The organism is Paenibacillus sp. y28 (genome assembly GCF_037137075.1).
Lineage (GTDB): Bacteria > Bacillota > Bacilli > Paenibacillales > NBRC-103111 > JBBBNV01.
In genome coordinates this window covers 11,456-24,803 of record NZ_JBBBNV010000010.1, presented here as the reverse complement: position 1 = coordinate 24,803, position 13,348 = coordinate 11,456, and the positions used below count along the sequence as shown (strand labels likewise).

Annotated in this window: 12 protein-coding genes; all 12 read right to left on the bottom strand. The window is 56.7% G+C overall.

Going from position 1 to position 13,348, the window contains the following annotated elements; translation table 11 throughout:
- Window positions 1-20 precede the first annotated feature (20 nt).
- The 12 genes from WBG83_RS10140 to WBG83_RS10085 all read right to left on the bottom strand — a co-directional run bounded on the left by WBG83_RS10140 (window position 21) and on the right by WBG83_RS10085 (window position 13,267).
- Window positions 21-983 (bottom strand): hypothetical protein, encoded by a 963-nt coding sequence (locus WBG83_RS10140; RefSeq protein WP_336744902.1) that lies wholly within the window; start codon window positions 981-983, stop codon window positions 21-23.
- Window positions 976-1,845, bottom strand: coding sequence for a cell division protein FtsX (locus WBG83_RS10135; RefSeq protein WP_336744901.1), 870 nt, complete (start codon window positions 1,843-1,845; stop codon window positions 976-978). Before WBG83_RS10135 ends, WBG83_RS10140 begins: the two co-directional genes overlap by 8 nt.
- On the bottom strand, window positions 1,832-2,488 hold the full coding sequence (locus tag WBG83_RS10130; protein ID WP_336744900.1) for a cell division ATP-binding protein FtsE: 657 nt from the start codon (window positions 2,486-2,488) through the stop codon (window positions 1,832-1,834). The genes WBG83_RS10135 and WBG83_RS10130 overlap by 14 nt, the downstream gene beginning before the upstream one ends.
- Window positions 2,488-3,093, bottom strand: coding sequence for a hypothetical protein (locus tag WBG83_RS10125; protein ID WP_336744899.1), 606 nt, complete (start codon window positions 3,091-3,093; stop codon window positions 2,488-2,490). Before WBG83_RS10125 ends, WBG83_RS10130 begins: the two co-directional genes overlap by 1 nt.
- The gene (locus WBG83_RS10120; protein WP_336744898.1) at window positions 3,090-3,722 is read right to left on the bottom strand and encodes a phosphate starvation-inducible protein PhoH; all 633 of its coding nucleotides are present in this window, start codon (window positions 3,720-3,722) and stop codon (window positions 3,090-3,092) included. Before WBG83_RS10120 ends, WBG83_RS10125 begins: the two co-directional genes overlap by 4 nt.
- Before the next feature lie 56 nt (window positions 3,723-3,778).
- Window positions 3,779-4,618: an ABC transporter ATP-binding protein gene (locus WBG83_RS10115; protein ID WP_336744897.1), complete on the bottom strand. Its 840-nt coding sequence runs from the start codon at window positions 4,616-4,618 to the stop codon at window positions 3,779-3,781.
- On the bottom strand, window positions 4,605-6,350 hold the full coding sequence (locus tag WBG83_RS10110) for a dipeptide/oligopeptide/nickel ABC transporter permease/ATP-binding protein (protein ID WP_336744896.1): 1,746 nt from the start codon (window positions 6,348-6,350) through the stop codon (window positions 4,605-4,607). The genes WBG83_RS10115 and WBG83_RS10110 overlap by 14 nt, the downstream gene beginning before the upstream one ends.
- Window positions 6,347-7,378, bottom strand: coding sequence for an ABC transporter permease (locus WBG83_RS10105; RefSeq protein WP_336744895.1), 1,032 nt, complete (start codon window positions 7,376-7,378; stop codon window positions 6,347-6,349). Before WBG83_RS10105 ends, WBG83_RS10110 begins: the two co-directional genes overlap by 4 nt.
- A gap of 15 nt (window positions 7,379-7,393) precedes the next feature.
- Window positions 7,394-9,037 carry an ABC transporter substrate-binding protein gene (locus WBG83_RS10100; RefSeq protein WP_336744894.1) on the bottom strand — a complete coding sequence of 548 codons (1,644 nt, stop codon included), beginning with the start codon at window positions 9,035-9,037 and terminating at the stop codon, window positions 7,394-7,396.
- A 497-nt stretch (window positions 9,038-9,534) separates the two neighbouring features.
- A complete protein-coding gene (locus tag WBG83_RS10095; RefSeq protein ID WP_336744893.1) occupies window positions 9,535-10,431 on the bottom strand; it encodes a LysR family transcriptional regulator in 897 nt (298 codons plus the stop codon).
- A gap of 50 nt (window positions 10,432-10,481) precedes the next feature.
- Window positions 10,482-11,183, bottom strand: coding sequence for a DUF1266 domain-containing protein (locus WBG83_RS10090; protein WP_336744892.1), 702 nt, complete (start codon window positions 11,181-11,183; stop codon window positions 10,482-10,484).
- Between the two features lie 20 nt (window positions 11,184-11,203).
- On the bottom strand, window positions 11,204-13,267 hold the full coding sequence (locus WBG83_RS10085; protein WP_336744891.1) for a J domain-containing protein: 2,064 nt from the start codon (window positions 13,265-13,267) through the stop codon (window positions 11,204-11,206).
- Window positions 13,268-13,348: the final 81 nt, after the last annotated feature.

Below are 13,348 nucleotides of genomic sequence, written 5' to 3'. Positions count from 1 at the left end.
CCCCTCCGTAACCATCAGCTCTAATTATGTGTACGCAGCAGAAGCGCGCCGCCTGACTGCTGCAAATAAGCCTGCGTGCCGACCCCGGCCAGGGCCAGCAGCTTGTCGCGGGCAATCCGAAAGCCCTGCAGCTCCTCGATCAGCGTGTCCGGCATCAGGAATCCGTTGAAAAATCCGGCTTCAAACTGCAGTTCCGCCGCCCCGCCGCTCCCGCTCAAAACCTGTCCGATCAAAATGACATGGATGTCCTTTTTCCGGTATACGACATACACATGATCCGGGCGAAAAAAATAGTCCAGCCCGCTCCGGTCGTTCAGCCACTGCTCCTCCAGCCTGTATGGCGCGCCGGGCATGCCGCTGTTGGCGGCGGCCCATTCCTCCAGCCTGGAGTCGGCCAGCTCCCGGTCCTGTTCCAGGCTGCGGAGCAAATGGGGCTCCACCTCGGACATCCAATCAATATCCAGGTAATTGGCAAGCTGTTCAAGCGAAACATCCGGGCTGGCGGCAAGAAAGGCCTGACGCGCATTCAAGTTTTGCTCAATCATGGATAACAGGCGGCGATGCCCCTCCAGCGTCTGTTGGGTGGCCGACAGCCGCAGGAGCTCCGTGTACAGCTCATCCAGCTCCCTCAGGTAGGCTTCCAGATGACGCTCGGCGAGCCGCTGGTTCGCCAGCACATCGACGGGTTCCTGCGCCTGCAGCAGCAGGCCTAGCCACGAGTCAAGCCCCATATCACCGTAGAGCCGCAGCTTCCGTGAGGCCGTCTCCCGGTTGGCTCCGTACTGCCGCTCCAGCTCCCCGACCTGCGGAGCCAAGGCCTCGATTTCCGCTTTGGTACGCTCCAGCTCCGTCTTTAATTTGACCGTCGTCTGCTCATCATGAACGGAGATTAAAAAATCGGCGAATGCTCCCGTCAAATGGGCATAAGCGATTGGCGCCGACAGCAGCAGCAATATCCCGAACATCATCGCCAGCTTACGCATGCTTCATCAGCTTCCCGGTACAGAAGTAACCCGCCGCCACCCCGATAGCCGTTCCCGTTACCAGCAGCCCCAGCAGCAGCCCGTAGAGTCCAGCGGCCGAAATATGAAGAATACCGTGCAGCTGCCGGGACAACCGTTCCAGAACGGACACGTACAGTGCGTAGACGGCAAGCGATGCGCACAAGCTGCCAATCCCCCCCATCAAGCCGCCCTCAAGCACAAATTGCGCCCGGATATGGGCCGGCTTTGCTCCGAGAAGCAGCTTGATGCGGATTTCCTTTTGCCGCTGCTTCATCGCCAGCGAAATGGCAAGCACAGCCGTGAGAAAGGAGAGGGACGCGAAAAAAAGAAGCAGAAGCAAGCCATAACGGCTGATGCCCCCGGACCAAAAAAGTAAAGCTTCCGCCAGCTGCTGCGGATAAATAATTTCCGTGATGCCCCGAACGGTGCGCAGCTCCTCCGCAAATAAGGCGGCATCCGCGCCCTTGACCAGCTCCAGACGTATCGCATCGGGCATATCGCTGCTTTGGAAGCCGGCCAGAAGCTGCTCCCTCCCTTGAAAAAAAAGGCTGAGCCGCTCCAGCTGCTGCTCCTTCGTCTCTACCGCCGCCGTCTGAACAAAGCGGTTGCCCTGCAGGATGCGCGCGACCTCTCCCGTATTTACAGCGGGGTCCACATACACCTTCATGCTGACCTGTGCCTGCAAATAAAGCAAAATATCGTTTGCTCCGGCCCGGACCATCAGGAGTACACCCGCCAGCGTCATCGCTGCAAAAATAAGGGCTGACGCCGCGAGGGCCGCCGCCCGGTTGCGCCGGATGCCGTCGCAGGCGTCGCGCCAAATGTAGTTAGCCAGCCGCATGAGCCGTAATCCTTCCTTGCTCCATAACCAGTCTCCGCGCCGGGAATGCCTCCACCAGCAGCTCCGAATGGGTGACAACGAGCATCGTCATATTCTCCTCGCGCTGAAGCTCCTGCAGCAGCACGAGCATCGCCATAGCCGTTTCGGGATCCAAATTGCCTGTCGGCTCGTCCGCCAGCAAAATCGGCGGACGATTCAGCAGCGCCCGGGCAATGGCTACCCGCTGCTGCTCACCGCCGGACAGCTGGTGCGGATACAGCCCTTGCTTGCCGCCAAGCCCGGTCCGTTCCAGCAGCCGCTGCGCCTCCGGGGCAATGTCTTCGCCGGTTCGTCCCAGCACCTCTCCGGCAAGGGCAACATTTTCGTAGACCGTTTTCTGCTCCAGCAGCTCAAACGACTGGAAGATAACCCCCATCCTGCGCCGCAGCTCATACTTGGGCAGGGCCTGAGCCGGAGTGTCCCCGATCACGATCTCGCCCGTATAATCGCCAATTTCCTGATACAGCAGCTTCAAGAGGGTGCTTTTTCCTGAGCCGGATCGCCCTTGAAGAAAAGCGAATTCCCCGGCCGCAACATGCAGGTGAAGATCGTGCAGCACGGTGAAATCCCCGTAACGCTTGGTCAGCCCTTGAATCCGTATCACTAGAATTTCCCCTCCGCCAGCCAGGGCAGGAAGCCGTCCAGAAACTTCTCGGTAGCCGGCATAAAATAGGAGCCGTAATGGAAGTCCGGGTCCAGCGTCGTAATAATGAGCGTTCCTGACGTGCTGACCTTATCGATATACAAAATAGCCCCGTCATTCTCTACGGAAATCAGCACATCAGCACCGGCCGGCGGCCAGAATACGCCATGATAATGCCAGGTGGCGTCAGCCATCGTCAAATAGTCAAATAAGTTGTGATCGGCCTGATGCTGAACGAGCCCGCTTTTGGCATCCTTCTCCAGCCACCACCAGAAGTTGGTCGGGCGAAACTCCCAGTTCTGGCCGGGAAACCATTCCGTGGACTGTGGACCGAACGCGACCACTGTTCCCCCCGCCTTCGCGAAGGCCTCGATTTTGTCCCGGGATTGCCGGACCATCCCCTGATGGAGCTGGGACGGAAAGAACAGCACATCAAACTCCTCCAGCGGCGTATCCGCGAATTCGGGCAAATAAATAATTTTCTCGAAATAACGGCGGTATTTCGGCTCATGAAGCGTGCGGTGATGCTGAACACAACCTCCATACAGCACTGCAATTTTCCTCATGCTTGCGGGCCCCCCCTTTCCTGCAGCCGTTGATGCTCTTCCCGTATCCAGCGGATTAGCTGGCCCCCGATTCGCGAAGCGGTGCTGGCCGGGTTGCTGTAGCCGAACAAATCGTTGCCGGCATGCAGCAGGATAGTGCCGTTCGTGCTGCTGCGGTCAATGTACACAATGGGTTCCCCGCCGGGCAGCGTCAGCAGCACCTCGGCGCCGGGCGGCACGGGATGGTGTCCCCGGGCGAAGAAGCCCGCGACCCCTTGGTTGAACGTCATATCCTCCGGGCGAACACCTTCAAAAATCGGGTGCGGCTTGGCCACCGATACGATGTAATCGTGATAGCTGCGTATCGTTTTCGGGACAAAATCAGACCCGCCCGGGACCCAGGCCCGGAACAAATGCCCGCTGAACACCAGCAGCTTGCCGCTGTCCAGGAACGCGCGAATCACCTCCCGGTGCTTGTACAGAAATTCCTGGTCAATCAGGTTCGGGACTACCATCGCAATATAGGGACTCAAATCACAGGATGGCAAATCGTAGCCATCCATATAGGCGAAATGCTCCTTGTAGCGAGGGTCCTGCTTCCGGGCTTCCACAAAATTGCTGCCGGAGCTAAGCATCAAAATATTGTTCATGGCGTTAGACGCATCCCCCTCAGCCCTTTCAGGCGTTGTGATGATATAACCGGCTCTTAAAACCGGTTCAGCTCCAGCAAGGATTGAATCAAGCCTTGTGTAAACGGATGCCGCGGCCGGTCGACTACCTGTCCGGTACTGCCGGACTCCACGATGACGCCCTGATCCAGAACGATCATCCGGTCACAAAAGCCCCTTGTAAGCGCAATATCGTGTGTTATAAACAAATAGGACATGCTGTGCCGCCGGCGCAGCTGCTCCATCAGCTGCAGCAAGTCCAGCCGCAAGGACGGATCAAGCATCGATGTCGGCTCATCTGCGACAATGAGCCGGGGGCGGCTTACGAAAGCCCGGGCTAATCCGACCCGCTGCCGTTCCCCGCCGGACAGCTCATGCGGGTAGCGGCTCAGGTAACGATCCGGCGCCAGCGATACCTCCGACAGCGCCTCCCGCACCAGCTGGCGCCGGGCCGTCTTATCGCCCGCATGAATCCGCTGTATCACAAGCGGCTCCGCCACCAGCTGCTCAATGGTCATCCGGGGAGACAGCGACTCATACGGGTCCTGAAACACCATCTGAACGGGCTGCAGCGCCTGCTTGCGCGCCTGCCCCTTCAGCTTCCAAATGTCCTGCCCCATGAAGGTCATCGTCCCGCTGTCCGGTCTTTCGAGACCGGCGATGAGCCGCCCGACCGTGCTTTTGCCCGCACCGCTGGCACCGACGAGTCCGACCGTCTCGTTCTCATGCACGGAGAACGAGACCCCTTGAAGCACCGGCGACTGCCGGGTCCGTATTCCGGGCGCCGCATAAGCCTTGTGCAGCCCGTCCACGCTCAGCAGGCTTGGATAAGATGACCGCTGCACCTTGCGAGGCTGTTCCTGGTTATGAACCGACATGAGCTTCCCCTCCCGTAATCGCAGAATGGACAGCCGCCGTTTGTCCTGCTGATCCGGTCAGCCGGGGAATGGAGCCTATCAGGCGGCGTGTATACGGATGGCTGGAGCCTTGGACGATGGCGGCGGCTTCGCCTTGGTCAACGATTCGACCCTGATTCATGATCAGAATCCGGTCGGCCAGCCGCAGGACGACCGGCAAATCATGCGAGATGAAAATCATCGATAAGCCCAGCTTTTTCTGCAGCTCATCAAGCAGCTTTATAATTTCAATCTGTACCTTTACATCCAGCCCCGTTGTCGGCTCATCGGCAATGACAAGCTCCGGCTCATTCACCAGCGCCATGGCGATAATGGCCCGCTGCCGCATCCCTCCGCTCAGCTCATGCGGGTAGGCGAGCCCCCATTTGGAATCAAGCCCGACCTGGGCAAGCAGCTCATCCACCCGCTGCTGCACAGCTTCCTTTCCGAGACGCCTGTGAGCAGCAATCGCTTCAGCCATCTGCCTGCGAACCGTCATAACCGGGTTGAGCGCATTCATCGCCGCCTGCGGAATAAGCGCGATCCGCTTGCCGCGCAGCTTCTGCATGTGCTCCGGAGACAATTCAGTCAATTCCTGGCCGCCGAACCGAATAGACCCCCTCAGCTCGGCAGGCGGCTTAAGCAGCTGCATGACCGAAGATCCGATCGTCGTTTTGCCGCTGCCCGATTCGCCGACAATCCCCACAATTTCCCCGCGCCGAACCTCGAAGCTTACTGCATCAAGCGCCTGGACAATGCCGGAATGCTGCGGATATGCCACAGAAATCTCCTTCACCTCCAGCACGAGCGAAGCCTCCTGCTTCAGGGCTCTTGCCTTGTCCGCCGCCGGCCGCCTGGCCTTGTGCAGCAGCGAGCGGACTCCGTAAGGATTCGAACGCAGGCGCGGGCTGACCCGCTCCTCCAGCACATAACCGATAAACGAAAAGCCGAGCATCGTCATGACGATACACACTCCCGGCGGCAGCACCCACCACAGCCAAGCATCCGTCAAAAACGCGCTGCGGGCATTGGCATAAAACAAAATGCTGCCCCAGCTTTTGGCGAGCGGATCGCCGAGCCCGAGAAAGCTTAACGACGATTCCATCATGATGGAGGCGTTCACCGCCCGGACAAACTGCGGAATCAGAAGCGGAAGCACGCTCGGAAAAATATGCCGCCGCAAAATATACAAATGGCCGGCGCCCATCGACCTTGCGGCCAGAACCGGCCCTCTGCCGCGTACAGCCATGATTTGAGAGCGGAGCTCCCGGGCTTTGCCGGCCCACATGACCAGCGTAATGACAAGCACCTGCGTCGTCAGGCTCGGGCCGATATAAACGCCGATGACAATCATCAGCGGCAGGAACGGCAGCGTCAAAGTCACATCCACCGCTCTCATCAGCAGCGCGTCCGGCCAGCCGGACCAATACCCGGCCAGCAGCCCGACCAGGGCTCCGATTAAGGTAGCCAGCAGTGCCGATACGATGCCGACTGTCAGCGAAACCCGGGCACCGGCAACCAGCTCGGCCATAATGTCTTGGCCCATATCATTGGTGCCGAGCAGATGCAGCCGGCTTGGGGACTCCAGCGGGCCTCCGGTTTGCTCCGATGCTGAATAAGGCACCAGCAGCGGTCCCAGCACTGCGAGCAGCAGCACTACAGCGAGCAGCACGATGCCAGCAGCGCCAATGGTTCTCGTCATCTGTCCGTTCATGCCGATCCCTCCAAATGCTTCGTTGAGCGGGCCCGGGGATCAACCAGCGGATAGGTCAAGTCGGCCAGCAGATTAGCCGCAATAACGCCTACCGTAATGATCAGGAATACCCCCTGCATCATCGGAAAATCCCGCGCTACGACGCTCTCATACAGAAGCCGTCCGATGCCCGGATACGAGAACACCGTTTCAACCACTACAGCGCCGCTCACCAGAATGCCCAGGCTCATCGTCAAGTGTGTGTATACCGGCAGCAGCGCGTTGCGAAGCGCATGCCGGTATATAAGCCCGCGCCGGGTAACCCCCTTGGCTTCCGCCATCAAAATGTAGTCCTGGCCTAGCGTATCCAGCATGGACGAGCGGGTCAGCAGGAAATGTGACCCGACCGTCGCCAGCGTAATTGTAGCTACCGGGAGAAGCATACGGCGTATAATTTCGATGACGTATTGGCCTGTCCCCGTATGGACAAGCGGGACGGCGCCGTAGGACGGAAGCCAGCCCAGCTTCACGGCGAATACCGCAATCAGCAGCATGCCGATCCAGAAGCCGGGCAGCGACTGCAGCGCCAGCATCGTCGTCAGCAGCGCAACCTCCCGCCGCTTGCCGCGGCTCCAGGCTGCATAAGCCCCGGAGATAACGCCGATAAGCGAGCTGAGCAGCAGAGCGGGCGCGACCAGCAGGAAGGTCCATGGCATTCTTTCGCGCAGCACCTGCGTAACCGGCTTGCCGAGCTTGGTCGAGCTCCCCAAATCAAGCCGGAATGCGCCGGTTATAAAATCCTGATACTGCTTCCAGACAGACCGGTCAAGCCCGAGCTCCTGCTTCAGCCGTGCGCGCTGTTCTGCTGTAAGCGTATTAATTTCCTGGCCGGCAAAATAGTTGATCGGGTCCCCCGGCGCAAGGCGCGGCAGCGCGAAATTAATCGTAAGCGCAATCAGCAGCACAAGCGCATACTGGAGAAATTTCCGGACAAACCAGCGGGAGAGCGTGCTGGCCGCCGCTCTCCCCGGATGTATAGTGCTCTTCATACAACCGCTCCGTTCTTATTTCGCGACCGTCGCCGCTTTCCGCGCTTCCGCGGATAGCAGCGAATATTTATGCACGATTCCATAGCCGGGCGACTCCACCCAGTTGTCATACTTATCCGCCCGGAACGCATAATTTTCCTTCGGATAATAAAGCACAATGCTTGTCGGCTGACGATTAAACAGAGCCTGCATTTCAAACGAAACCTGCTTCCGTTTTTCAACATTCGCTTCGTTCATCCATTTCTGAGTGAGTGCGTCCATCTCCGGATACGCAAGCCCCTTGGACCACAGGTAGCCCGAGCGGTGGGACATAATAAATTGGTCCGGGTCCGCCACACCGTGCGGTACGATGCTGTTCATGTACATATCGAATTTGCGTGATTGAAGCAGTGTGCTGATGGTCGCAGAATCAAGCACCTCGACGTTCACTTTAATGCCGGCCTTGGCGAATTGCTCCTTCAGCAGCTCGGCGGAACGAATCCAGGTCGGCTCTGTTGCGGAGGATTTCAAATTCAATTCAAGCGGCTGACCGGACTTGTTCTCCCGTACGCCGTCGCCATTGGTATCCTTGTACCCCAGCTTATCGAACACCGCTTTAGCCTTCTCCAGATCGAACGGGGTGCTCAAATTCGGATTGGTCCACGGGGAATCCGGATGCGGATAGCCCTGCAGTCCAGGACGGCCCTGTCCCAGAATCACCGTATTCGTAATCGCTTGACGATCCACTGCATACGAGAGCGCCTGTCTGAATTCCGGCTCGTTAAACGGCTCCTTCTCATAATTGATCCGCAGCTCCACCAGCGACAGATCTGTCGTATTGATCACCTTCATATTCGGCAGCTTCTGGAACGATTCCAGCAGCTCCGGCGGCACACCCTTGCCCGCTACGTCCACTTCTCCCGAGCGCAGCGCGTTAAACATCGCGGTCGGGTCCTTGATCACCGGCATAACCAGGCTGTCTACCAATGGCTTTCCTTGGAAATAATCCGGGTTCGCTTCAAATCTGTAATATTGATCGTTTTTGTATTCCACAAGCTTATACGGGCCGGTACCAATCGGCAGCTCCGTGTACTTGCGCGGGTTCTCTACCTTCTCCCAAACATGCTTCGGCAAAATCGGCAGGTCCGCCATCGTAATGCTGGCCAGCGTCGGGCAAGCATAAGCGCAAGTGAACCGTACCGTCGATGCATCTTCGGCGACAATGGTCTCCACCCGCGGCACTTCGCTCACATGGTGTGTATACCGGTTGGACGGGCCATCCCGGTAATACTCGAACGTGAATTTCACATCTTCGGCAGTAAACGGCTGACCGTCCTGCCATTGGATACCCGTGCGCAGCTTTACAAGCCACGTCACCTCATCCACCTGCTTCGCAGATTCCGCCAGCCAAGGCTGCGGCTCCTTCACAAAGGGAGAAGGAGAAAACAGCTTATCGTAAACCAGCTCCAGCATACTTTCGTTGCCGGAATTCAAATACAGATTCAACGGGCCTACATCGCTCGGCACCGCAATTTTCAATTCCGCGGCATGCGGCACCTTGCCCCGCGCGCTGTCCTGCGCCGCCGATGACTCGTCTGTCTTCGTGCCGCAGCCTGCCGCAAGCATGGTTGCCGCAACCAATCCAGCCGCGATCATTCGCTTTGACGTTCTATCAAACATTGTCTTAAACCCTCCCATGAATGGTACTGCCTGCTTATTGATGATTCGACATTCCATATCTTAAAATAGACGATAATGAAAATCAATCTCACTATAGAGCCGCAATTTTGAATTTTCGTTGGTCCTTTGCCTGGAAATCGCTCTTATTAAATTTTTAAATCCATCCATTAAAAAAACTGATACAGCCTGCCCAGCACGCGCCGGACTTCGAAAAGGCCGCTCCCTCACCCTTCCCTCCCTTCCTCCCTCCTCTCCCGCAGCATTTCCCGGCCGTACCTATCATCCCGCCATCTTTCTTCGATAGAACCGGGCTCAGGCTCGTGGTTCGACCGACCGCCGTCGTGCAGTAAAGCACCTCGCGCCGGGAGCTGCGCGAGGTGTGCCTGCAGGCTGAACAAACCGAATACCGCCCGAAGGACAGCGATTATTTATTCATCAAAAAAGACATCCCCCGCCGGGAATGTCCGGTTACTTCTATGATTTGGAAGCAAAAACTTCTATGATTTGGAAGCAAAATACTGCTCCACGACCCTGCAAAACGTCTGCTCCGCGGATTGAAGCTTCGTATTTTTGCGAATGACAAAGCCGTTTTGCCGCCGGATGCTCACACCCGAGACGGTCCGGACCGCCAGCTCCCCCTTCTCCACATCGCCGGCTGCCGCCTGCTCAGGCAAAAAAGCAAGGCCCAAATGGGATTTGACCGCCTGCTTCATCATTTCGAAGTTGCTCATCTGCAAGAAACGGACCCTGATCCGGTGGCGCTGCAGCTCGTGGACGATATACTGCTGCAAATAGCTGCTTCTTGGCAGAAGTATCGTCTCATTGTTCAAATCCCGGCAGTAGATCGCCTTGCGTCCGGCCAGCGGGTGGTCGGCAGGAACAACAAACGGAAAATGATCCTCAAACAAGACTGCCTGGTCAAAATGAGTCTGGATGTAGTCATCCTCCGGATAAAAGGGCATTAAAGCAATATTGGTCCGCCCCTCCTGCAAAGATCGCTTTAAATCCTCATAGCAAAACGTATGAATTTCCATGTGCTGCTTCGGAATTTCATGCTGGAAATTCTCCAAGATATCGGAAAAGAAATATCCCGCAATATAGTTGCTGACATACAGCGCCAGTACGTCCTGCCGGTCCGCAGCCTTCATTTTGATGGACGCTTCTTCGACCAGATTCGTGATTTGCTTGGCATAACCAAGGAAAATCTCGCCCTGCTTCGTCAGCTGCACGGTTTTCCCCGACCGGTGAAACAGCTTCGTCTTAAATTGGTCCTCCAGCTGATGAATATGATTCGTAATCGTCGGCTGTGAGCAGTACAAGCGTTTGGCCGTCTCCATAAAGGAGCTGCATTCGGCAAGAACAAGGAACGTTTCGATTTTCTCCAGTGTTTTCAAGGCCTTGCACCCCGGCAATACACGTTATTTACTGAAAAAGATTATCATTATCACGAAATGATGTCAATGGGATAAGCTCCCTGTAAATCCACATTCCAGTCGACTTGGCGAAAAGGACTGTTCGGACCGGCAAATCTGAGGCTGATGTACATAAAATAGGTCCGCGTCATATCAAGCGACATATTCGCCAGGGTAAAATGATGTCCCGCGACGCAGGCGCCGAGATATTCGTTCCAGCTGCCATACGCTTGCTGCAGCAGCCGGGCAGCCTTCAGCATCCGTTTGCGGGCTTCCGCCTCATTCAAATAGCCCAGTACGCTGCCCACCCGGCACATATGAATGTACCAGGCATAGTCCAGCGCCGCAATGCCGCCTGGTGGCAGCTTACGCAAATAAAAATGGGCGATTCGGGTCCGGTTCGCCTGCTCCTGATCCGCGGGCAGCGCAGCAATATAGGCTTGGCGCTGCGTTTCGGACATCAGCGCCAGCTTGCGGACGATCAAATCGTATGGCGCCCGGTTCCCCTCATTTAAATACCAGCCGAGCCTATGAAGGAAGGTTTGCGTATCGCTGATGCCCCACTCCTTCTTTACCTTTCTCGCCAGCATGGCTTTGCCTAAAAAGCCTTCGCGGACTTTTCCGTAAGGATACCAGGTGTAATAGCTGGCCATCGTTCCTGAGATGCATATCGATGAGACAGCCTGCAGGTACAGCTGGACGGCTTTGCGCTGTTTTTTGGCGGATACGTTCATGCCCCGATGCTCCTCCTGTCTCAAAATCTCAAGATTTTAAAGCTCCTCCACACTTCCCGCAGCAAAAAGGCATATATGACCGGCAGCACAATGGCAAACAAAATCAGGATGAGCATTTTCTGCTTTTCATCCTGCCAATCTACATTCGAATCCCCATAAAAATCGGCGGTTAATTTATCGGCGTAGGCCACATTTTTGGTGCGCTTGGCGTAATCGTGCACGGCAGCCGCCACTTCCCCGCCTTCTGTATGGTGCAGTGCCGTCTTCAGCTCAATCGTTTTATTCTTATAAATTTCCATGGCCTGATCATAGTCGGTCACGACGACAAGGGCCCGATCCCCCACATAGCCGACGCTGGTATACCCTGTGCTGCTTTTGCGGATGTCCTTGTCCGCCACTTCGTTTTGAAACGCGTATTTCGCCTGCTTGTGACCGGCATCGTCCTCTACATAAATCCGAAGCATGCTCATATAGCTCGCCCCGGTCAGACGCACTGTCACGATACCGCCATCCTTCAGCGCTTCATCCAGCTGCTCTCCGGTCTCGATAATCACCGAATTTCCGGAATCGGTCAGCCATTGCACGGCATACTTCAACGGAGTTGTCCCTGTAGTCTCGACAAACTGGGCATGCAGCGTAAACTGCCACACAATCAGAAACAGGGCGTAAATCCACGTTCGCCGGATGAGGATGTAGATGAAAGAAAGAAATATCGGCAGCTTTCCCGGCCTCATAATTTCCTTTTGGATCTCGTCGATCTGCTGCCGATTAGCCCCGCGCCGGGATGCTTTCAAATCCTGAAGCAAATCTGCATTAATTTGAGCCAGGTACGTCCTGGCCTCGATATGAACCGGATTTTGCTCCAAAACCTGGTTGAACAGCGTCTTGGCTTCGGACAGTTCCCTCTGTTCATATCTGCATTTGGCCAGCAGGGCCAGCGAGTCCAAGCTGGCGGGAAAACGATCCAGAATGAACCTGCACACCTCCGCCGCCTCACCCGGCCTGCCAAGCCGAAACAGAAGCCTGGACCGGTACAGGTAGCCGTCCAGCTCATCGGGCACGATCCCGATCAGCTCCTCAGCCGCACCCAGCGCCCGTTCATACTCTCCTGTTCGCTCATACCGTTCGGCACGCAGCCGCAGCAGATCCGGATCTTGCGCATACAGCTCATAGGCTTTGTCCAGAAGCTGGCCCGCCCTGTCCGTTTCCCCGTCCAGCAGTGCAAAGAAGGCCAGCTCCCGGAAATGAAGAAATGTATCATATTCCAGCGTCCCGGCAGCCTGCAAAAAGCTGTACCGCAGCTCCCATTGCGCATTCAGCTGGTTTTGCAAATAATGAACCCATTGGGCGGAGCAGCTTTCCGACAGCTCCTCCAGCTGGTCCAGCCATTGAAATTGCTGCTCCAGCAGGTTCCATACCGTTCTTGGCAAATAATGGTGATCCTCCAGGAAGTCGAGCACCCGATCATTCAGCTGCTCCTTGCCGCCAACCTGCCACATCACCTCAGCATCCAGCAGCACCCGCCACTGTTCCAAATCCAGGCGGGAATCGTAATCGGCATAAAGCGCCTCCAGCCGCTCCATAAACTCATCAAGCTGCTCCGCGCGGGTTCGCCGGCCACCGTTATAGCTGTCCCGCAGTTCAATGTGAGGCGGCACATTCAGCTGCTCCTCAGGACCTTCCTGGTCTTGGAGGCTGGACAAGATGCGGTAGGGAGCCTGCTGCCGGTTTTCGTTCTCGTCGTAGATGCTTTGTTCCTCAAATACGATACGGGGAGGCGGCTTCAGCTCCGTTTCCGGAACGCTCTGCTCCTCCCGGTTCAAATAAATAGGCGGAGAAGTATACGCTTGCCCGGCTTCCTCCACAAGCGCTTCCACACCGTCGTCCTCCTCCCGCCGGCTCCGGTTCAGCCTTTCCTGCTTCTGCTTGCGCCCGGCCTGCTTGACGGCCCTGTCATAAGCTTCCCGCAGACGCTGGAACCCCTCCGGGTCATCCTCGGGATGATACACCTTCAACCTTTTGGCGTAAGCCCTTTTAATCTCGCGCACATCCTCAGTAGGGTCAATACCTAGAATTTCCCACATCGTCATACCTGCTCATGCCGCCTTTCCCCTGCTGCCGGTGAAAACCGCCTGTATCGTCCGCCGCCGTCCATGCCGGATCCC